Source organism: Marilutibacter maris (assembly GCF_006546735.2).
GTDB classification, from domain to species: Bacteria; Pseudomonadota; Gammaproteobacteria; order Xanthomonadales; family Xanthomonadaceae; genus Marilutibacter; species Marilutibacter maris.
Genome location: NZ_VICD02000322.1, coordinates 1 through 20518, shown reverse-complemented (window position 1 = coordinate 20518; position 20518 = coordinate 1). Strand labels below are relative to the sequence as shown.

General features: G+C 70.0%; 13 protein-coding genes. 11 read left to right on the top strand and 2 right to left on the bottom strand.

Features of this window, described 5'->3' with window-relative positions:
- Nucleotides 1-30: 30 nt before the first annotated feature.
- The 9 genes from FKV24_RS18045 to FKV24_RS18005 all read left to right on the top strand — a co-directional run bounded on the left by FKV24_RS18045 (nucleotide 31) and on the right by FKV24_RS18005 (nucleotide 12862).
- Nucleotides 31-1290, top strand: a complete 1260-nt coding sequence (locus FKV24_RS18045; RefSeq protein ID WP_249041088.1) for a sugar ABC transporter substrate-binding protein — start codon at nucleotides 31-33, stop codon at nucleotides 1288-1290.
- Nucleotides 1287-2168, top strand: coding sequence for a carbohydrate ABC transporter permease (locus FKV24_RS18040; protein ID WP_141483378.1), 882 nt, complete (start codon nucleotides 1287-1289; stop codon nucleotides 2166-2168). Before FKV24_RS18045 ends, FKV24_RS18040 begins: the two co-directional genes overlap by 4 nt.
- Before the next feature lie 4 nt (nucleotides 2169-2172).
- Nucleotides 2173-2997 (top strand): carbohydrate ABC transporter permease, encoded by an 825-nt coding sequence (locus FKV24_RS18035; RefSeq protein ID WP_141483377.1) that lies wholly within the window; start codon nucleotides 2173-2175, stop codon nucleotides 2995-2997.
- A 61-nt stretch (nucleotides 2998-3058) separates the two neighbouring features.
- Nucleotides 3059-4528, top strand: a complete 1470-nt coding sequence (locus FKV24_RS18030) for a glucoamylase family protein (RefSeq protein WP_141483376.1) — start codon at nucleotides 3059-3061, stop codon at nucleotides 4526-4528.
- Nucleotides 4525-6783: a beta-glucosidase BglX gene (gene bglX / locus FKV24_RS18025; protein WP_211371917.1), complete on the top strand. Its 2259-nt coding sequence runs from the start codon at nucleotides 4525-4527 to the stop codon at nucleotides 6781-6783. Before FKV24_RS18030 ends, bglX begins: the two co-directional genes overlap by 4 nt.
- A complete protein-coding gene (locus tag FKV24_RS18020; protein ID WP_211371916.1) occupies nucleotides 6780-8330 on the top strand; it encodes a sulfatase family protein in 1551 nt (516 codons plus the stop codon). The genes bglX and FKV24_RS18020 overlap by 4 nt, the downstream gene beginning before the upstream one ends.
- A gap of 38 nt (nucleotides 8331-8368) precedes the next feature.
- A complete protein-coding gene (locus FKV24_RS18015) occupies nucleotides 8369-9274 on the top strand; it encodes a formylglycine-generating enzyme family protein (protein WP_141483375.1) in 906 nt (301 codons plus the stop codon).
- Between the two features lie 263 nt (nucleotides 9275-9537).
- Nucleotides 9538-11940: a TIM-barrel domain-containing protein gene (locus FKV24_RS18010; protein ID WP_170288367.1), complete on the top strand. Its 2403-nt coding sequence runs from the start codon at nucleotides 9538-9540 to the stop codon at nucleotides 11938-11940.
- A 37-nt stretch (nucleotides 11941-11977) separates the two neighbouring features.
- Nucleotides 11978-12862, top strand: coding sequence for an endonuclease/exonuclease/phosphatase family protein (locus tag FKV24_RS18005; RefSeq protein WP_211371915.1), 885 nt, complete (start codon nucleotides 11978-11980; stop codon nucleotides 12860-12862).
- A gap of 118 nt (nucleotides 12863-12980) precedes the next feature.
- Here the strand turns inward: FKV24_RS18005 and glk are convergent, their stop codons facing one another.
- Both glk and FKV24_RS17995 read right to left on the bottom strand, forming a co-directional pair.
- The gene (gene glk / locus FKV24_RS18000; RefSeq protein ID WP_141483373.1) at nucleotides 12981-14048 is read right to left on the bottom strand and encodes a glucokinase; all 1068 of its coding nucleotides are present in this window, start codon (nucleotides 14046-14048) and stop codon (nucleotides 12981-12983) included.
- Nucleotides 14049-14070: 22 nt separating this feature from the next.
- The gene (locus FKV24_RS17995) at nucleotides 14071-15444 is read right to left on the bottom strand and encodes a GH1 family beta-glucosidase (RefSeq protein WP_111266238.1); all 1374 of its coding nucleotides are present in this window, start codon (nucleotides 15442-15444) and stop codon (nucleotides 14071-14073) included.
- A gap of 110 nt (nucleotides 15445-15554) precedes the next feature.
- Between FKV24_RS17995 and FKV24_RS17990 the strand changes: the two genes are divergently transcribed.
- A complete protein-coding gene (locus tag FKV24_RS17990) occupies nucleotides 15555-16634 on the top strand; it encodes an ABC transporter ATP-binding protein (protein ID WP_111266239.1) in 1080 nt (359 codons plus the stop codon).
- Nucleotides 16635-16827: 193 nt separating this feature from the next.
- On the top strand, nucleotides 16828-20331 hold the full coding sequence (gene smc / locus FKV24_RS17985; RefSeq protein ID WP_141483372.1) for a chromosome segregation protein SMC: 3504 nt from the start codon (nucleotides 16828-16830) through the stop codon (nucleotides 20329-20331).
- Nucleotides 20332-20518: the final 187 nt, after the last annotated feature.

The window sequence follows — 20518 nt, the reverse complement described above, 5'->3', positions numbered from 1 at the left end:
GCGGGCACCCGCGCCGGCTGGCGGTGTGCCGTGCTCGCCTGCCTGCTGGTGCTGTTGGCCGGGTGCGGCCAGCAGCGCGACGACCGCAGCGTGGTCCGGTTCTGGGCGATGGGCTATGAAGGCGAGGTGGTGGCGCGGCTGGTGCCCGAGTTCGAGCGTCGTCATCCGCACATCCGGGTCGAAGTGCAGCAACTGCCGTGGACGGCGGCGCACGAGAAGCTGTTGACTGCGTTTGCCGGCGACGCGCTGCCGGACGTGTGCGCGCTGGGCAACACCTGGATTCCGGAATTCGCCCTGCTCGACGCGCTGGAGCCGCTGCAGCCGATGCTGACACGCAGCCCGGCGATCGATCCGGCCGACTACTTCGACGGCGCCTGGCAGTCGGGAGTGATCGAGGGGCGGGTCTACGCGGTGCCGTGGTACGTCGAGACCCGGTTGCCGTTCTATCGCAGCGACCTGCTGGCCGCGGCCGGCATCGCGCAGCCGCCGCGGGACTGGGCCCAGTGGCGCGAGGCGCTGGACGCGCTCAAGCGCCAGGCCGGTCCCGGCCGCTATTCGATCCTGCTGCCGCTGAACGAGTTCGAGCCGTTGCTGAACCTGGCGATCCAGCAACCCGACCCGCTGCTGCGCGAGGACGGGCGCTACGGCAACTTCCGCAGTCCCGGCTTCCGCCGCGCGCTGGCGTTCTACAAGGAAATGTTCGACCGCGGTTGGGCGCCGCCGGTCAGCAACACCCAGATATCCAATGTCTGGGACGAGTTCGGCCGCGGCTACTACGCGTTCTACGTCAACGGGCCGTGGAACATCGCCGAGTTCCGCAAGCGCCTGCCGGCCGAGCGCGCCGACGACTGGATGACCATGCCGCTGCCCGGCCCGGATGGTCCGGGCGCCTCGGTGGCCGGCGGCACCAGCTTCGTGCTGTTCCGGCAGTCCGACAACAAGGCCGCGGCGTGGCAACTGGTCGAGTTCCTGTCCGATCCGCAGGTGCAGGCGCGCTTCCACGCGATGACCGGCGACCTGCCGCCGCGCCGCAGCGCCTGGACGCACGGCGAGCTGGCCGCGGACCCGTACGCCACCGCCTTCCGCCAACAGCTCGAGCGCGCGCGACCGGCGCCGCGGGTGCCGGAATGGGAGCGCATCGCGCAGGAGATACGCCTGGTCGGCGAGCAGATGGTCGGCGGTCGCTACACGGTCGAGGAGGCCGCCGCCGAACTCGATCGCCGCGCCGACGCGATCCTGGAGAAACGGCGCTGGATGCTCGACCGCCACGCCGCCGGAGGCGCCCGATGAACCGCGCCGGCCTGGCCGGGTGGGTGTTCGCGGCGCCGGCGCTGACGGTGATCGGGCTGTTCTTCGCGTTGCCGGTGCTGGCCGCGTTCGCGCTGAGCCTGACCGACTACGACATCTACGCGCTGGCCGATCCGGACAATCTGCGTTTCGTCGGTCTGGACAACTATCTCGCCCTGCTGCATCGGCCGCTGTTCTGGCAGGCGCTGGGCAACACCCTGTACTTCGTGATCGTCGGGGTGCCGCTGTCGATCGCGGTGTCGCTGGCGGCGGCGCTGTTGTTGAACTCGCGATTGGCGATCGCCCGGCCGCTGTTCCGCACCGCGCTGTTCGCGCCGGTGGTCACCACGGTAGTCGCGGTCGCGGTGATCTGGCGCTACCTGTTCCACACCCGCTACGGGCTGGTGAACTGGGGCCTGTCCTCGTTCGGCATCGATCCGGTCGACTGGCTGGGCAGCCCGCAGTGGGCGATGCCGACGATCATCCTGTTCGCGGTGTGGAAGAACTTCGGCTACAACATGATCATCTTCGTCGCCGGCCTGCAGGCGATTCCGGAGGAGCTGTACGAGGCCGCGCGCATCGACGGCGCTTCGCCCGCGCGCCAGTTCTGGCACGTGACCCTGCCGATGCTCGGACCGGTCCTGTTGATGGTCGCGATCCTGACCCTCAGCGGCTACTTCCAGTTGTTCGCCGAGCCCTATGTGATGACCCAGGGCGGGCCGCTGCAGAGCACGGTCAGCGTGCTGTACCTGATGTACGAGGACGGCTTCAAGTGGTGGAACCTGGGCACCGCGTCGGCGGTCGCCTTCGTGCTGTTCGCATTGATGGCCACGACCACCAGCGCGCTGTTGTGGCTGGCCCGGCGCCGGGGCATGGAGTGAGCCGATGAGCGGACCGCGACTGGCCAGGGCGACCGTGATCGGGCTGCTGATCGGCATGGCGACGCTGAGCCTGGCGCCGCTGTTGTGGATGCTGTCGGTGTCGCTGATGCAGCCCGGCGAGGCCGCGCATTTCCCGCCACCGCTGCTGCCGTCCGATCCGACCCTGCACAACTACCGCGAACTGTTCGCCCGCGCCGGGCTGGGCCATCACCTGGCCAACAGCGCGCTGGTCGCGACCGTCACCACCGCGATCGCGCTGTTGCTGAACACCCTGGCCGGCTACGCATTCGCCAAGCTCCGCTTCGCCGGCCGCGAGCGCGTGTTCAGGGCGCTGTTGGCGGCGCTGGTGATCCCGGCCCAGGTAGCGATGATGCCGCTGTTCCTGATGCTCAAACAGGTCGGCCTGGTCAACAGCTACGCCGGCGCGATCGTGCCCGGCATGGCCGGCGTGTTCGGCATCTTCCTGGTCCGCCAATACGCGCGTTCGATTCCCGACGAGCTGCTGGAAGCCGCGCGCATCGACGGCGCCGGCGAGTGGCGGATCTTCGCGCAGATCGTGTTCCCGCTGCTGCGTCCAATCGTGGTGACGCTGGCGATCTTCACCTTCCTGGCGGTGTGGAACGACTTCATGTGGCCGCTGATCGTGCTCAGCGACGACAACCTCTACACCCTGCCGGTCGCGCTGGCCTCGCTGTCGCGCGAGCACGTGCAGGACAGCGAGCTGATGATGGCCGGCTCGGTGGTCACGGTGCTGCCGGTGCTGGTGTTGTTCCTGTGCCTGCAGCGCTACTACCTGCAGGGCCTGCTTGTGGGCAGCGTGAAGGGATGAGCGCCGATCCGGGCTCCCCTCGCCAGTCCCGTCCGACCAACCGGAGAGAGAAGTGAGTGCAATGAGATCAACCCTGGGTACCGCGATCCTGGCGATGGCGCTGACCGTGCTGGCGGGCTGCGGAGGTTCGCCGACCGCGCCGACGGAGGAGGGCGGCGATACCGCGACGCAAGCGGCGGACGCCGCCGCCATGACCTTGCCGGCCGACGACGACGCCTTCCTCGACCTGGTCCAGGAGCGGACCTTCCGCTGGTTCTGGGAGGCGACGCCGGAGAACGGGCTGACCCCGGATCGCTGGCCGTCGAAGACGATGTCGAGCATCGCCGCGGTCGGCTTCGCGCTCAGTGCCTACCCGGTCGGGGTCGAGCGCGGCTGGGTCACCCGCGAGCAGGCGCGCGAGCGCACGCTGGCGACGCTGCGCCTGTTCTGGGAGGCCCCACAGGGTCCCGAGCCGACCGGCCGCGCCGGTCATCGCGGCTTCTTCTATCACTTTCTCGACGCCGACAACGGCCATCGCTACGACAACTCAGAGCTGTCGTCGATCGACACCACATTGCTGCTGGGCGGTGTGCTGCTGGCGCAGGCCTACTTCGACGGCGACGACGCGGACGAGGCGGAGATCCGCTCGCTGGCCGACCGCATCTACGGTCGCGTCGACTGGAGCTTCTTCCAGAACAACCCGCCGCTGGTGACGATGGGCTGGCGCCCCGGCAAGGGCTTCGGTCCGGCGCAGTGGAAGGGCTACGACGAGTCGTTGCTGCTGCAGGTGCTGGCGCTGGGATCGCCGACCCACGCGTTGGACCCCGGGCTGTACCCGCGCTTCACCTCGACCTACCAGTGGGCCGATTTCCAGGGCCAGCCGCACGTCAACTTCGCGCCCTTGTTCGGCCATCAGTACTCGCATGTCTGGATCGACTTCCGCGGCATCCAGGACGACTACATGGCCGAGCGCGGCATCGACTACTTCGAGAACTCGCGTCGCGCCACGCTGGCCCAGCGCGCCTATGCGATCGCCAACCCCGGCGGCTGGCGCGGCTACGGCGAGAACGTCTGGGGCCTGACCGCCAGCGACGGGCCGGGCGGCTTCACCGCCACCATCGACGGCATCGAGCGCCAGTTCCATTCCTACTGGGCCCGCGGCGCCGCGCACGAGGACATCCGCGACGACGGCACCATCGTGCCGACCGCCGCCGGCGGCTCGGTGCCGTTCGCGCCGGAGGTGACGATTCCGGCGTTGCGGGCGATGGCCGAGCGCTACGGCGACAACCTGTTCACCGAGTACGGCTATCTCGATGCGTTCAATCCGAGCCTGGACGAGGCCGGCATCCCGGTCACGCGCGGCCGGATCGTGCCGGGGCAGGGCTGGTTCAACGACGATTACCTGGGCATCGACCAGGGGCCGATCCTGCTGATGATCGAGAACCATCGCAGCGGCATGATCTGGGAGCTGATGAAGAAGAGCCCGCCGATCGTGCGAGGCCTGTGCCGGGCCGGCTACCGCGGCGGCTGGCTTGAGGGGCGCTGCGAATGAGCGCGCCCGCAACGAGGATGAAGATGCGCCGGCTGCGCTCGGGGATCGCCGCGTTCGCGATGGCGCTGGCAGTCGCTATCCCGGCGGCCGCGGCGGAGGACGAGGCCGAGTCGGCCCTGGTCGAGTCGCTGCTGGCGAAGATGACCCTGGAGGAGAAGCTCGGCCAGCTCAACCAGCCGCGCGGGCGCTGGGGCCAGACCGGTCCGCAGGTGCAGGAGGGCGGCGAAGACCAGATCCGCGCCGGCCGGATCGGTTCCTACCTCGGCGTGCACGGCGCCGACTACACCCGGCGGATGCAGAAGATCGCGGTCGAGGAGTCGCGCCTGGGTATCCCGCTGCTGTTCGCGCACGACGTGATCCACGGCTTCCGCACGATCTTTCCGGTGCCGTTGGGCGAGTCGGCCAGCTTCGACGTCGATGCGATCGAGAATGCCGCCCGCATCGCCGCGGACGAGGCGACCGCCGCGGGCCTGCACTGGACCTACGCGCCGATGGTCGACGTCGCCCGCGACCCGCGCTGGGGCCGCATCGTCGAAGGTTCCGGCGAGAGCGCCTATCTGGGCTCGGTGCTGGCGGCCGCGCGGGTACGGGGCTTCCAGGGCGGGGACCTGCGCGCCGACGACACCCTGATGGCCACGGCCAAGCACTTCGTCGCCTACGGTGCGGCCGAGGGCGGTCGCGACTACAACATCGCCGACATTTCCGAACGGACCCTGCGCGACGTCTATCTGCCGCCGTTCAAGGCTGCCGCCGACGCCGGTGCGGCCTCGATGATGGCCGCCTTCAACGAGGTCGACGGGGTGCCGATGCACGCCAATGGCCGGCTGATCGACGGCGTGCTGCGCGGCGAGTGGGGCTGGGACGGCATCCTGGTCAGCGACTACACCGGTGTGCTGGAGCTGATCCCGCACGGCGTCGCCGGCGACCGCGCCGAGGCCGGCGTGCGCGCGCTGGAGGCCGGCGTCGACATCGACATGGTCAGCGACATCTATGTCGACGACCTGCCGGCGGTGGTCCGTGCCGATGGCCTGGACGAAGCGCGGGTCGACGCGGCGGTGCGGCGGGTATTGAGGGCCAAGTACCGCCTGGGCCTGTTCGATGACCCGTACCGCTACAGCGACGACGCCCGCGAGCGCGAGCGCATCCTGCGTCCCGAATACCGCGCCGCCGCCCGCGACGTCGCCCGCAAGTCGATGGTCCTGTTGAAGAACGCCGGCGACCTGCTGCCGCTGGATCGCGATGCCGCCGGCACGATCGCGGTGATCGGTCCGCTCGCCGATGACAAGCGGGTCATGCTCGGCGGCTGGGCCGCGGCCGGCCGCGCCGAGGATGCGGTGACGCCGCTGGAAGGCATCCGCGAGGCGGTCGGGCCCGGGGTGCGGGTGCTGCACGCCCGCGGCGCCGACGTCGAGGGCGACGACCGTTCCGGCTTCGACGAGGCGGTCGCGCTCGCGCGTCAGGCCGATGTGGTGCTGATGTTCATCGGCGAGCATCACGACATGAGCGCGGAGGCGCACAACCGTACCACGCTCGACCTGCCCGGCGTGCAGCAGGCGCTGGTGCAGGCGGTGCACGCGACCGGCAAGCCGGTGGTGGCGGTGCTGTTCAACGGCCGGCCGTTGTCGATCGGTTGGCTCGACGCCAACCTGCCGTCGATCCTCGAGGCCTGGTTCCCGGGCATCGAGGCCGGACACGCGATCGCCGACGTGCTGTTCGGCGACCACAACCCGGCCGGGCGGCTGCCGGTGACCTTCCCGCGCAACGTCGGCCAGATTCCGATCTACCACGACCACAAGAACACCGGCCGTCCGCCGTCCGAGCAGGAGAAGTACACCTCCAAGTACATCGACGTGCCGTGGACGCCGTTGTACGCGTTCGGACATGGACTGAGCTACACCCGCTTCGACTACGGCGATCTCGCGGTCGATAGCGCGCGGGTGGCGGTCGGCGAGCCGGTCACGGTCGCGGTCACCGTCACCAACGTCGGCAAACGGGCCGGCGACGAGGTCGTGCAGCTGTACCTGCGCGACGACGTCGCCAGCGTGACCCGGCCGGTGCGCGAGCTGCGCGGCTTCCGCCGCATCCACCTGCAGCCGGGCGAGCGGCGTCGGATCGAGTTCGTGTTGACGGCGGAGGCGATGGGCTTCCATGACGCCGGCGGCCGGATCAAGGTCGAGCCGGGTCGCTTCACCGTGTTCGCCGGCGGTAGTTCCGACGATGTGATCGAAACCGGATTCGAGGTGGTGCCCAGATGATCGGGATCAGCCGGATGCAGGAGCGACGCGGTGGCCGTCGCATCACTCGTGCCGCCGTCGTGCTGGCGTCGTGCGCGTTGCTGGCCTTGTCGGCCTGCGGCGAGCCCGGCGCCGGTGACGGTCCGGTCGGTACCGGTGCCGACGCCGAACGCGGCGGGGCATCGGCGGCCGCCCGGCCGCGCAACGTGGTGTTCATCCTCAGCGACGACCACCGCTACGACTTCATGGGCTTCATGCCGGACGCGCCGGAGTGGCTGGAAACACCGGCCCTGGACCGGATCGCCGCCGGTGGCGCGCATGTCCGCAACGCCTTCGTCACCACCTCGCTGTGCTCGCCGAGCCGTGCCTCGATCCTGACCGGGCAGTACGCCCACCGTCACCGGATCGTCGACAACACCTCGCCGATTCCCGAGGGCACCCGCTACTTCCCCGAGTTCCTGCAGCAGGCCGGCTACCGCACCGCCTTCATCGGCAAGTGGCACATGGGCGAGGTCGACGACATCCCGCAGCCGGGCTTCGACCATTGGGTCAGCTTCCGCGGCCAGGGCGCCTACCGCGACCCGGTGCTGAACGTCGACGGCCTGCGCCGTCAGGAGAAGGGCTACACCACCGACCTGTTGACCGATCACGCGCTGGGCTGGCTGCGCCGGCACCGCCAGACCGAGCCGGGCAAGCCGTTCTTCCTGTACCTCTCGCACAAGGCCGTGCATGCCGAGTTCGAGCCGGCCGAGCGCCATCGCGGGCGCTATGCTGACGCGCCGATCCCGTATCCGGAGACGATGCCGGCCGAGGCCAACCGCGACAAGCCCGACTGGGTGCGCGCGCAGCGCAACAGCTGGCACGGCGTGGATTACATGTACCACGGCGATATGGAGTTCGACGGCTTCTACAAGGCGTATACCGAGACGCTGCTGGCCCTGGACGAGAGCGTCGGCCGGGTGCTGGATTACCTGGAGCAGGCCGGGTTGGCCGACGACACCCTGGTCGTCTACATGGGCGACAACGGCTTCCTGCTAGGCGAGCACGGCCTGATCGACAAGCGCCATGCCTACGAAGAGTCGATGCGGGTGCCGTTGCTGGCCTATGCGCCGGGGTTGATCGAGCCGGGCACGACGATCGAGCCGATGGTGCGCAACATCGACATCGCCCCGACCCTGCTCGACCTGGCCGGCGCCTCCACCACGATCGACATGGACGGCCGCTCGGTGATGCCGCTGCTGCGGGGCGAGCCGGTCGACTGGCCGCTGGAGATGCTCTACGAGTACTACTGGGAGCATGCGTTCCCGCATACGCCGACGGTGTTCGCCTTGCGCGACCAGGACTTCAAGTACGTCTACTACCACGGCGTGTGGGAGAAAGACGAACTCTACGATCTGGGCAACGACCCGCACGAGACCCGCAACCTGATCCTCGACCCGGCCCAGGCCGAGCGCGCGAAGGCGATGAAGGCGCGGATGTGGGAGCTGCTGGAGCAGACCGGCGGCATGTCGATCCCGCTCAAGCGCGCGGGGTCGTGGCAGGCGGCGGACCGGAAGCCGGAGCCGTGAGCCGGGCCGGCCGCGTGTGGACGGGCCGGAATGCGGCGATGCTGGCGGCACTGGTGGCCGTCGCCGCATTCGCCGCCGGCTGGTGGCTGATGGCACGGACCGGGCGGGCGCCCTTGGCGCCGCCGCCGGTCGCCGCGCCGGGCGGCATGGTCTACGTGCCTGGCGGCAGTACCCGGATCGGTGCCGAGGACGGCCTGCCGATCGAACGGCCGGTGTTCACCGCCGAGGTGGCGCCGTTCTTCATGGATACCCATCCGGTGACCGTCGCCCAGTTCCGCCAGTTCGTCGATGCGACCGCCTACGTGACCGAGGCCGAGCGACTCGGCGATGCGGCGGTGTACGACTCCGGCAGCGGCGGCTGGCGGCTGGTCGCGGGCGCGGACTGGCGGCACCCGCGCGGGCCGTCGGCGACGGCGGCCGTCGATGATCATCCTGTCACCCAGGTGTCCTGGAACGATGCCGTCGCCTACGCCGGATGGGCCGGCAAACGTCTCCCCACCGAGGTCGAATGGGAGCACGCCGCGCGCAATGCGCGCGACTCGCGCGACCGCTATGCCTGGGGCGACGCCCTGGTCGAGGACGGGCGCCACCGCGCCAATACCTGGCAGGGCGCGTTTCCCGGTCGCGACAGCGGCGAGGACGGCTATCGCTCGACTTCGCCGGTGGGTGCGTTCGGTACCACCGAGCTGGGTCTGGCCGACATGGGCGGCAATGTCTGGGAGTGGACCGCCGACTGGTTCCGCCCCTACGCCGAGCGCGGGCGGCCGTTCGAGCCAGGTCCCGCCAGCGAGAAGAGCCAGCGCGGCGGTTCGTTCATGTGCCACCCCAGCTACTGCCACGGCTATCGCGTTTCCGCACGCAGCCACTCCACGCCGGACAGCGCGTTCTTCCACGTCGGCTTCCGCCTGGTGAAGGACCTGCCGGCCGCGGATGCCGGAGCGTGAGCGTGGCGGGGAGGCGGTGCGCTCCGGCCCGGCGGCGCATGCCGCGGTCTCCGCGCTCGCGCAAGGCCCGGCCATGGGCGTCTGGCGGTGCAGGCGTGACCGTCCGCTTCGGCGCGCACACCGGCGAGACGATCATCAATTCGCTGCATCTGCGGCGGCGCTGACCAGGAGGCAGGATGCAGGATTCCAGGAATCGCTCCAGCAATCGTTCTGGCAATCGGGGGCGCGGTCGTCGCGGGGCGAGCGGGTGGTGGGCGTGCGTGTTGAGTGTCGCCGCCGCCTTGCCGCTTGGCGCGACCGCATCGGGGTACAGCTTCCTCGGCGACCTGCGCACGTTCGAGCGCGACGACGCCGGCGCTACCGCCAGCTGCGACGGTGCCGCGCTGCGGCTGCACTTCGTCGAGGACGACGTCGTCCGCGTCACCCTGCTGCGGGAGGATCGCCGGCCGCGTCTGCTGACCCATGCACTGGTCGGGCGCGAGCCGGACCCGGTCGAGGTCACGGTCGAGCGGGGCGAGGACATCACCGTGCTGGCGACCGCGGCGATGCGGGTCGAGCTGGCGCACCGCGGCTGCCGCATGACCGTGTTCGACGGCGCCGGCCACGTGCTGGTCCAGGACGACTCTGGCATGGGCACCGGCTGGGACGGCAACGAGGTGCGGACCTGGAAGCGCATCGCCGGGGACGAGCGTTTCTTCGGCCTCGGCGAGAAAAGCGGCGATGTCGACAAGCGCGCCCGCGAATGGGTGATGTGGAACTCCGACACGCCCGGTTACGGCGATGCCAGCGATCCGCTGTACCAGAGCATTCCGTTCTTCGTCGGCCTGCGCGAGGGACGCAGCTACGGTGTCTTCCTCAACAACAGCCACCGCAGCCGCTTCAACCTGGGCGCCGGCAATCACCGCTACTACTCGTTCTCCGCCGAGGGCGGCACGCTGGACTACTTCGTGTTTGCCGCGCCGAGGATCGCCGAGGTGGTCGCCGACTACACCGCGCTGACCGGGCGCATCCCGATGCCGCCGCGCTGGGCTCTGGGTTTCCAGCAGAGTCGCTGGAGCTACTACCCGGACAGCGAGGTGATGTCGCTGGCGCGGCGTTTCCGCGAGCGCGGCATCCCCGCCGACGTGATCTACCTGGACATCCACTACATGGACGGCTACCGGGTGTTCAGTTGGGACCCGCAGCGCTTTCCGCGCCCGACGGCGATGCTGGACGAGCTCGGCGACATGGGTTTCAAGCCGATCGTGATCGTCGACCCCGGCGTCAAGGAAGACCCGGACTACCCGATCGCCCGCGAAGGTCTGGCCGGCGACCATTTCGTCCGCTATCCCGATGGCGAGACCTATGTGGGCTCGGTCTGGCCGGGCCGTTCCTATTTTCCCGATTTCGCCCGCGCCGCCACCCGTGCCTGGTGGGGCGGGCACCTGGCGCGGCTGCGCGAGCAGGGCGTGCGCGGGATCTGGAACGATATGAACGAGCCGGCGGTGTGGGGCAAGGCGTTCCCGAACGAGGTACTGATGCGGGACGCCGACGGCGCGGCCGATTTCAAGCGCATGCACAACCTGTACGGGCACCTCATGGCGCAGGCGACCTACGAGTCGTTGCGCGCGGCGCGTCCGGACGAGCGTCCGTTCGTGCTGACCCGGGCCGGCTTCGCCGGCACCCAGCGTTGGTCCGCAGTGTGGACCGGCGACAACGTCGCCAGCTGGGAGCACCTGCAACTGGGCATCCGCATGATGATCGGTCTCGGCTTGTCCGGCGCGGCGTTCAACGGTACCGATGTCGGCGGCTTCGAGGGCACCCCCTCGGGCGAACTGTTCGCCAGATGGATGCAGGTCGGTGCGTTCTCGCCGTTCTTCCGCGCCCATACCGCCCACGACACGCCGGGACAGGAACCGTGGTCGTTCGGCGAGCGGATCGAGGCGGTCGCGGCCGACGCGATCCGCCAGCGCTACCGTCTGATGCCCTACCTGTACACCCTGTTCCACCAGGCCCACGACAGCGGTGCGCCGGTGCTGCGGCCGCTGTTCTGGCATCACCAGGACGATGCGCAGGCCTATGCGCGCGAGTGGCAGCACCAGTTCCTGGTCGGTCGGCAGCTGCTGGTGGCGCCGGTGACCGCTCCGGGCGTCGCCCTGCAGAAGGTCTATCTGCCGGCCGGGCGTTGGATCGAACTGGGCACGGGCGAGGTGTTCGAGGGCGGTCGCGCGGTCGCCGTCGAGACGCCGCTGGAGCGGCTGCCGGTATTCCTCGCCGAGGGCGGCATCCTGCCGTCGCAGGAGGCGATGCAGTACGTCGGCGAACGCGACAGCGGCACCCTGACCCTGGACGTGTTCGCCGGAGCGAACGACGACGGCTTCGATCTGTACGAGGACGACGGCCGCAGCCACGATCATGAGCGCGGTGGCTACCGGCTGACCCGGCTGCGAGCGCAGCGCGACGACGGCGTCCTGCGCCTGGATCGCGAGGTCGTCCACGACGGCCATCGGGTGCCGGCGCGGATGCTGGAACTGCGTCTGCACGATATCGCCGAGCCACCCGTCGAGCTGAGCCTGGACGGCACGCGCCTGCAGGACAAGGCCTGGCATCACGACCCGGCGACCCGGGTCCTGTCGGTGCGGGTCCGCGAGCATGGTGCGCGCCAGAGCCTGCTGGCACGATGGTGATCGTGACGATGCAGCGATACCTGCACGGGAGAGGGCGATGAAGGCGAGGAGCGCGTGGCTGTTGGGTCTGGCGTTGATGTGCGCCGCCGCGCTGCCGGCGAGCGCCGCAGAGGCGCCAACGCTGCGGGTGATGAGCTTCAATCTGCGCTACGCCGACGAGCGTCCGCCCAATGCCTGGTCGGCACGACTGCCCTTGGTGCTGGAACTGCTGCGGCGCGATACGCCCGATCTGGTCGGTACCCAGGAGGGGCTGTACCGGCAATTGGTCGACCTCGATCGGGGCCTGCCGGAGCACGACTGGATCGGCCTGGGCCGGGAGGGCGGCAGCCATGGCGAGTTCATGGCGGTGTTCTATCGCCGCGACCGCCTGCAGCCGCTGGAGTACGACCATTTCTGGCTGTCGGACACGCCCGGGACGATTGGCTCGCGCAGTTGGGGCAACCGCATTGCGAGGATGGCGAGCTGGGTCCGCTTTCGCGATCTTGGCAGCGGCTGCGAGCTGTACGTGGTCAACACCCATCTCGACCACGAGACAGCGGACGCCCGCCGCCACGGTGCGCGGCTGCTGCTGGAGCGTATCGACGGCTTCGAGCCGGGCATCCCGGTGCTGCTGACCGGCGACTTCAACACCGGCCCGGGCGATGCGGCTGCGGCGGTCGACGGCGTCCACGCGCGGCTGACCGGCGAGGGCGGCTTCGTCGACAGTTGGACCGCGGCCGGTCATGACGAGCCCGGCTTCGGCAGCTTCCACGACTACGGCGGAACCGCGAAGGCCGCGGGCGGCGTGCGCATCGACTGGATACTGGCCCGCGGCGCGCCCGGCGTCCGCGACGCGGCGATCGACACCTTCGCCCGCGACGGTCGCTACCCGAGCGATCACTTTCCGGTCAGCGCCCGGGTCGAGTTGCCGCGCTGCCGCTGAGCGGGCGGCGTACCCACAGGAGCGGCGCAAGCGCCGCCCCTCCCATGCCCTCGTAGGCGCGGCGCAAGCCGCGATGAAGCTTTCCCGGGAAGGCCTGATCGCGCGGCTTACGCCGCTCTTACGCGTTGCCGCTGGGACCGGCGGAGACAGCCGCCCGTGCGATTGCCGCGGCGCCGAGCAGGCCCGGTTGCGGATGCACGACCGCGATCACCGGTACCCGCGCCATCGTCGGCGCCAGCCGGCCCTTGCCCTCGAAGCGCTGGCGGAAGCCGGGTTCCTGCAGGGCCGGCAGCAGGTGCGGCACCAGGCCACCGGTGAGGTAGGCGCCGTCCCATGCGCCCAGGGTCAGCACCGCATCGCCGGCGGCGGCACCGAATATCCGGCAGAACAGCGCCACCGCCCGCAGGCACAGCGGATCGCCGCGTTCGGCGCCGAGGCTGACCTGTGCCGGCGCCAGCGGTTCGCCGGCGTGGCCCTCGATCTGCGCCAGCGCGTGATGCAGGTTGCTCAGTCCGGCGCCGCTGACCAGGCGTTCGTTGGAGATCCGTCCAAAGCGCGCGCGCAGCCGCCGCAACACCTCGATCTCCTCGTCGCTTTCCGGCGCGAAGCCGGTGTGGCCGCCTTCGCTCTCGATCGGACAATAGCGGCCGTCGCGCCGCAGCAGGCCGCCCACGCCCAGGCCGGTGCCGGGGCCGATGATCGCGTAGCTGCGGTCGCGGCCATGGCGGTCGCCCGAAGGCAGCGCCCGGGCCGGCACGCCCCCGATCGGCACGACGTCGGCCGCGGACAACGCGGTGACCGCCATCGCCTGGGCGACGAAGTCGTTGACCAGCGACAACCGCCGCAGGCCGAGCGTGTCCCGCAACTGCGATGCGCGGATCACCCAGGGAAGGTTGGTGATCCGGGCCTGGCCGTCTTCGACCGGGCCGGCGACCGCGATCACCGCCTCATCCACGGCGGCACCGGCCTGGGTCAGATAGTGGGTCGCGGCGTCGGCCAGCGAGGGGAATCGGTCGGCTTCGTAGGTACGCAGACTGTCGGCGACCAAGGGCGTCGTGGCGTCGGCGTCGGCCAGCGCGAAACGCGCGTTGGTGCCGCCGATGTCGGCGACCAGCGTCCGGACCCGACGGCCACCGTCGCGCGCGCGCGCGCCGTCGGCGCGTGCCTCGCGGGTGGAGACCTTCATGCGCGAGGTGCCGACGCGATCATCAGGGCAGGGGTTCGGCCAGGCTGCGCCCGTGGCTGCGGATCACTCCGGAGTACCAGTGCGCGCTGTCCTTGGGCGTGCGCTGCTGGGTCGCGTAGTTCACGTGGACCATGCCGAAGCGCTTGGAGTAGCCCAGCGACCATTCCAGGTTGTCCAGCAGCGACCACAACATGTAGCCGCGCACGTCGACGCCGGCCTGGATCGCATCGTGGATCGCGCCGATGTGCTGGCGCAGGTAGGCGGTGCGCAGCGGGTCGCGGACCCGGCCGCGGCCGTCGGCATCGACCTCGGCGGCCGGCGGGTCGTACATCGCCGCGCCGTTCTCGGTGATGTAGACCGGGGTGTCGCCGTAGGTCTGCTTGAACCACACCAGCAGGTCGGTCAGTCCCTTCGGATAGAACTCCCAGCCGGTCTCGGAATAGGTCGCTAGCGGTTGGCGCACGCTGCCGGCCTTCAGCGGGTAGCTGTCGTTGGCCTCGGTGACGCCGCGGGTGTAGTAGTTGATACCGACGAAGTCGAGCTTCTGCCGGATCAGTTCGAAGTCCTGTTTCGGCCATTCCGGCCAGGCGGCGCCGAACACGTCCTCCAGTTCCTCCGGATAGCGGCCGAGCAGGGCGGGGTGCAGGTACTGCTCGTTCATGTAGGCGTGCGCGCGACGGGTGGCGACGCGATCGGCCTCGGAGTCGGACGCCGCGTACTTGGGCTCGATGTTCACCACCAGGCCGATCTCGTGCGCGCCGATCTCGCGGTAGGCGCGGACCGCGGCGCCGTGCGCGCGCATCAGGTTGTGCGAGGCGATCGGCGCCTCGAACAGGCTGCGATGACCCGGCGCCAGCGCGCCGTGCAGGTAGCCGCCGTCGGTGATCACCCACGGCTCGTTGAGGGTCACCCACTTCTTCACTCGTCCGTCCAGCGCCTTGTACATCACCGACGCGTACTCGGCGAACCAGTCGGCGCTGTCGCGGTTGAGCCAGCCGCCGCGATCGTCCAGTGCCGCCGGCAGATCCCAGTGATAGAGGGTCAGCAACGGCTCGATGCCGTTGGCGAGCAGCTCGTCGACCAGGCGCGAGTAGAAGTCCAGGCCGGCCTGGTTGATGCGGCCGGTGCCCTCGGGCAGCACCCGCGCCCAGGCCACGCTGAAGCGGTAGGCCTGCAGGCCCAGGTCGCGCATCAGCTTCACGTCGTCCTTCCAGCGCCGGTAGTGGTCGCAGGCGACGTCGCCGGTGTCGCCGTTGAGGGTCATGCCGGGGGTGTGGGCGAACCGCGTCCAGATGCTCGGGCCGGCGCCGTCGGCCAGCGGCGAGCCTTCGATCTGGTGGGCGGCGGTCGCGGCTCCCCACAGGAATCCATCGGGAAAGACGGGGGCTTGGCTCATCGACGGGCCTCCAGACAGGTATGTCGGTTGGGAATGTAAACGATTACATGGCAGGATAGCCGAGCCCGGCGACAATTGCACCGTCGCCCCTCACAGGATTGGATTGCCATATGGCCCAGGTCTCGCTCGAGCGTCTGCGCAAGGTCTATCCCAACGGCCACGTGGCCGTGCACGAAGCGAGTTTCGAGGTCGGCGACGGCGAGCTGCTGGTCCTGGTCGGCCCGTCGGGTTGCGGCAAGTCGACCCTGCTGCGGATGATCGCCGGGCTGGAGGCGATCAGCGACGGCGAGCTGCGCATCGGCGGCACACGGGTCAACGAGCTGTCGCCCAAGGACCGCGACATCGCGATGGTGTTCCAGAACTACGCGCTGTATCCGCACATGACCGTGGCCGAGAACCTCGGCTTCGGACTGAAGCTGCGCGGGATGCCGAAACAGGACGTGCAGCGGCGGGTGGGCGAGGCGGCCGAGATGCTGGAGATCGCGCCGCTGCTGCAACGGCGGCCGGCGGCGCTGTCCGGCGGCCAGCGCCAGCGGGTGGCGCTGGGCCGTGCGCTGGTGCGGCAGCCGCGGGTGTTCCTGCTCGACGAGCCGTTGTCCAACCTCGATGCCAAGCTGCGCGCCGGCATGCGGGTCGAGATCGCGCGACTGCAGCGGCAGATCGGCACCACGATGATCTACGTCACCCACGACCAGGTCGAGGCGATGACCCTGGGGCAGCGCATCGTGGTCCTGCGCGACGGCCGCATCCAGCAGATCGACACGCCGATGGCGCTGTACGAGCGCCCGGCCAACCTGTTCGTGGCGGGCTTTCTCGGCAGCCCGGCGATGAACCTGATCGAGGGCGACTGGGTCGCCGCCGGCGAGGGCGGGCAGCTGCGGATCGCAGCGGACATGGCGCTGGTGCTGGCGGATGCGCCGGCGGTGCCGGCGGGGCGGGTCACGCTCGGGGTCCGCCCCGAGGACCTGACCCTGGCCGAAGCCGGTGCCGGGACGCTGCCGGCACGGGTGGAGGTGGTGGAGGCGGTCGGCAGCGAGGCCTTTCTCAACCTGGACTGCGGCGGCCGTGCGCTGGTGGTGCGGGTGCCGCCGCGCGACCTGCCGCGGGTCGGCGACCGGGTCCACTGGCGCCCGCTGCCGGAACGCCTGCATTTCTTCGATCCCGCCAGCGGCGACCGCCTGCCGAGCTGAACCGTCCACCGCCGCTGGCGGCGGATGCCCGGGGAGCGGGGGCGCTTCCGGCACCGCAGGCCCGTTATACTGCGGGGAGTGCGACTTTCGGGTCGCATTGCGCCTATATCAGTCAATGACTTGGGTGCGATAATTAATCCAATACCTAATTTCGCGTGCGGCCGATGCCGCCCGCCAAGGGTGACTGCGACGAATGCGTCTGTCCACGATCAAGCTGTCCGGTTTCAAATCCTTCGTCGACCCGACCACCTTGCACCTGCCCACCAACATGACCGGTGTGGTCGGGCCCAACGGTTGCGGCAAGTCCAACATCATCGATGCGGTGCGCTGGGTCATGGGCGAAAGCTCGGCCAGCCGCCTGCGCGGCGACTCGCTGACCGACGTGATCTTCGCCGGTTCCTCGGCGCGCAAGCCGGTCTCGCAGGCCATGGTCGAGCTGATCTTCGACAACGCCGACCGCACCATCACCGGCGAGTACGGCGCCTACGATGAAATCTCGGTCAAGCGCACGGTCAGCCGAGACGGCCAGAGCCAGTACTACCTCAACGGCGCCAAGTGCCGCCGCCGCGACATCACCGACCTGTTCCTGGGCACCGGCCTGGGGCCGCGCAGCTACTCGATCATCGAGCAGGGCATGATCAGCAACATCATCGAGGCCAGGCCCGAGGAGCTGCGGGTCTACCTGGAAGAGGCGGCCGGCATCTCCAAGTACAAGGAGCGCCGTCGCGAGACCGAGAACCGGATCCGCCACACCCGCGAGAACCTCGATCGCCTCAACGACCTGCGCGAGGAGGTCGGCAAGCAGCTCGAGCACCTCAAGCGCCAGGCCCGCCAGGCCGAGCAGTACCAGGCGCTGCAGGCGGAGCGCAAGATCAAGGACGCGGAGTGGAAGGCGCTCGAGCACCGCGCCCTGGACAACCGGCTGCAGGCCCAGCGCGAGAAGCTGGCTCAGCAGGAGACCCGTCTGCAGCAGTTGATCGCCGAGCAGCGCGAGGCCGAGCGCGAGATCGAGACCGGCCGTGCGCGGCGCGAGGAGGCAGCGTCGGCGCTGGGCAAGGCGCAGGCGGCCAGCTACGAGGTCAGCGGCGCGCTGGCCCGGATCGAACAGCAGATCCAGCACCAGAAGGAGTTGTCCACGCGCCTGCAGCGTGCGCGCGACGAGGCGCAGTCGGCCCTGGCCGAGCTGACCCAGCACATCGGCCACGACCAGTCGCAGCTCGACGTGTTGCAGACCGCGGTCGGCGAGGCCGAGCCGCGACTGGAGCAGTTGCGCGAGGAAGACATCGCCCGCCAGGACGCGTTGCGCGATGCCGAGACCCGCCTGGGCGAATGGCAGCAGCGCTGGGACGAGCACAGCCGTGCCCAGTCCGAGGCGGTCCGCGCCGCCGATGTCGAGCGCACCCGTATCGAACATCTCGATCGCCAGGCGCTGGACGCCGAGCGCCGCCGCGAGGCGCTGGCCTCGGAGCGCAGCGGTCTCGACCTCGACGCGCTGTCGGAGGCGTTCACCGCGCTGGAGGAACAGCACGAGACCCAGAAGCTTTCGCTGGACTCGCTGACCGAGGCGCTTGAAGCGCGCAAGGCGACCCTGGCCGAGGTCCAGGAGCAGCAGCGCTCGACCCAGGGCGAGCTGGCCGAGGTCCGCAAGCAGGCGCAGGCCGCGCGCGGCCGGCTGTCGTCGCTGGAGACTCTGCAGAACGCGGCGCTGGGCCAGGAGCAGGGCGCCGCGCTGGAATGGCTGCGCGCGCGCGGGCTGGACTCCGCGGCCCGGGTCGGCGAGAGCCTGCAGGTCGAGGCCGGCTGGGAAAACGCGGTCGAGGGTGCGCTCGGACAGCTGATCGAGGGCGTGCTGGTCGAATCGCCGGAGGCGCTGGTCGATGCGATCGGCGAGCTCGGCGACGGCCGCCTGGCCCTGGTCGAACCCAAGAACGACGCGGTCGATTTCGCGCCGACCTCGCTGGCCTCGAAGGTGCGCGGTCCGATCGCGATACGTCGCATCCTGTCGCGCCTGCATGCCGCCGAGGATCTGGTCGCGGCGCGGGCGATGCTGCCGATGCTGGGCGACGGCGAATCCATCATCACCCGCAACGGCGAGCGCCTCGGCGCCGGCTGGGTGCGGGTGCTGCGTTCCGGCGCGGCCCAGCAGGGCGCCTTGCTGCGCGAACGCGAGATCCAGTCGCTGCGCGGCGAGATCGAGACCCTGCAGGCGCGCGAGCACGAGCTGGAGTCGTTGCAGGTGCAGTTGCGCGACCGCGCGCTGGCCTCCGAGCAGCAGCGCGAGGACGCCCAGCGGACCCTGTACATGGCCCACCGCAGCGTGTCCGAGCTGGCCGGCCAGTTGCAGAGCCAGCAGGGCCGTCTGGACTCCGCGCGCGGACGCATCGAGAAGATCGACGCCGAGCTTTCGCAGTTGAGCGAGGCCGCCGAGGCCAGCCGTGAGCAGTCGCGCGAGTCGCGGATGCGTCAGGAAGAGGCGGTGATGAGGATGAGCGAGCTGGAGGACGTCCGCCAGCAGCTCGATGCCGAGCGCAGCCGCCTGCACGAGGCCCGCGACCAGGCCCGGACGCTGGCGCGCGAGTCGCGCGACACCGCGCACGCGCTGGCGCTGACCCTGGAGACCCAGCGCACCAAGATCGCGGCGCTGACCCAGGCGCTGGACCGCATGGGCGGTCAACGCGGCCAGCTCGACAACCGCCTGGAGGAGCTCACCGAACAACTGGTGGACGGTGACTCGCCGGTCGACGATCTGGAACAGCAGCGCCAGGTCGCGCTCGAGCAGCGGGTGCAGACCGAGCAGGAACTGAACCAGGCGCGGACCACGCTCGACGGCATCGACGCCGACCTGCGCCGGTTCGAGCAGGTGCGCCAGCAGCGCGACGAGCAGGCCCTGCAGCAGCGCGAGGCGATCGGCCAGCGCCGGCTCGACCAGCAGGCCCTGCTGTTGAAGGCCGAGCAACTGGTGGAGGCGGTCACCGAGGCCGGCTTCGTGCTGGAGGACGTCGCCAACGGGCTGGCCGAGGAGGCCGAACCGTCGGTCTGGGAAAAGTCGGTCAGCGACATCGACACCCGCCTGCGCCGGCTGGAACCGGTCAATCTCGCGGCGATCGCCGAGCACGCCGAGGCCGAGCAGCGCAAGAGCTATCTCGACGCCCAGGACACCGATCTGACCGGGGCGCTGGAGACCCTGGAGGACGCGATCCGCAAGATCGACCGCGAAACCCGTGGCCGTTTCAAGGACACCTTCGACCGGGTCAACTCCGGCGTCCAGGAGCTGTACCCGCGTCTGTTCGGCGGCGGTCACGCCTACCTGGAACTGACCGGTGAGGACCTGCTCGACACCGGCGTGGCGATCATGGCGCGTCCGCCCGGCAAGCGCGTATCGAACATCTCGCTGCTGTCCGGTGGCGAGAAGGCGATGACCGCGGTGGCGCTGGTGTTCGCGATCTTCCGCCTCAACCCGGCGCCGTTCTGTCTGCTCGACGAGGTCGACGCGCCGCTAGACGAGGCCAACGTCGGCCGTCTTGCGCAGATGGTCAGCGAGATGAGCGAGCAGGTACAGTTCCTGTTCGTCACCCACAACAAGGCGACGATGGAAGCGGCCATGCAGCTGTCCGGCGTGACCATGCGCGAGCCCGGCGTCAGCCGGCTGGTCTCGGTCGATCTGGCCGAGGCGGCGCGCCTGGCCGGTGCCGCATGATGCCGCCGGCCGCCATCGCCCGTCGTCCCGCCCAAGCAAGGAGCCCCTCCGATGTCTGAAGTCTGGCTGTTGCGCCTAGGCATCCTCATCGCCGGCCTGATCCTGCTCGCAGCGATCTATTTCTTCGGCCGTCCGAGCAAGCCCGGGCAGGGCACCCGGCGCCGTCGCGAGTCGCGCGAGGCGGGCG

Excerpts from the sequence above, each read along its gene's own strand:
- FKV24_RS18040 (WP_141483378.1), top strand. The coding sequence starts at position 1,287 with ATGAACCGCGCCGGCCTGGCCGGGTGGGTGTTCGCGGCGCCGGCGCTG.
- FKV24_RS18035 (WP_141483377.1), top strand. The coding sequence starts at position 2,173 with ATGAGCGGACCGCGACTGGCCAGGGCGACCGTGATCGGGCTGCTGATC.
- FKV24_RS18030 (WP_141483376.1), top strand. The coding sequence starts at position 3,059 with ATGAGATCAACCCTGGGTACCGCGATCCTGGCGATGGCGCTGACCGTG.
- bglX (WP_211371917.1), top strand. The coding sequence starts at position 4,525 with ATGAGCGCGCCCGCAACGAGGATGAAGATGCGCCGGCTGCGCTCGGGG.
- FKV24_RS18020 (WP_211371916.1), top strand. The coding sequence starts at position 6,780 with ATGATCGGGATCAGCCGGATGCAGGAGCGACGCGGTGGCCGTCGCATC.
- FKV24_RS18015 (WP_141483375.1), top strand. The coding sequence starts at position 8,369 with ATGCTGGCGGCACTGGTGGCCGTCGCCGCATTCGCCGCCGGCTGGTGG.
- FKV24_RS18005 (WP_211371915.1), top strand. The coding sequence starts at position 11,978 with ATGAAGGCGAGGAGCGCGTGGCTGTTGGGTCTGGCGTTGATGTGCGCC.
- glk (WP_141483373.1), bottom strand. The coding sequence starts at position 14,048 with ATGAAGGTCTCCACCCGCGAGGCACGCGCCGACGGCGCGCGCGCGCGC.
- FKV24_RS17995 (WP_111266238.1), bottom strand. The coding sequence starts at position 15,444 with ATGAGCCAAGCCCCCGTCTTTCCCGATGGATTCCTGTGGGGAGCCGCG.
- FKV24_RS17990 (WP_111266239.1), top strand. The coding sequence starts at position 15,555 with ATGGCCCAGGTCTCGCTCGAGCGTCTGCGCAAGGTCTATCCCAACGGC.
- smc (WP_141483372.1), top strand. The coding sequence starts at position 16,828 with ATGCGTCTGTCCACGATCAAGCTGTCCGGTTTCAAATCCTTCGTCGAC.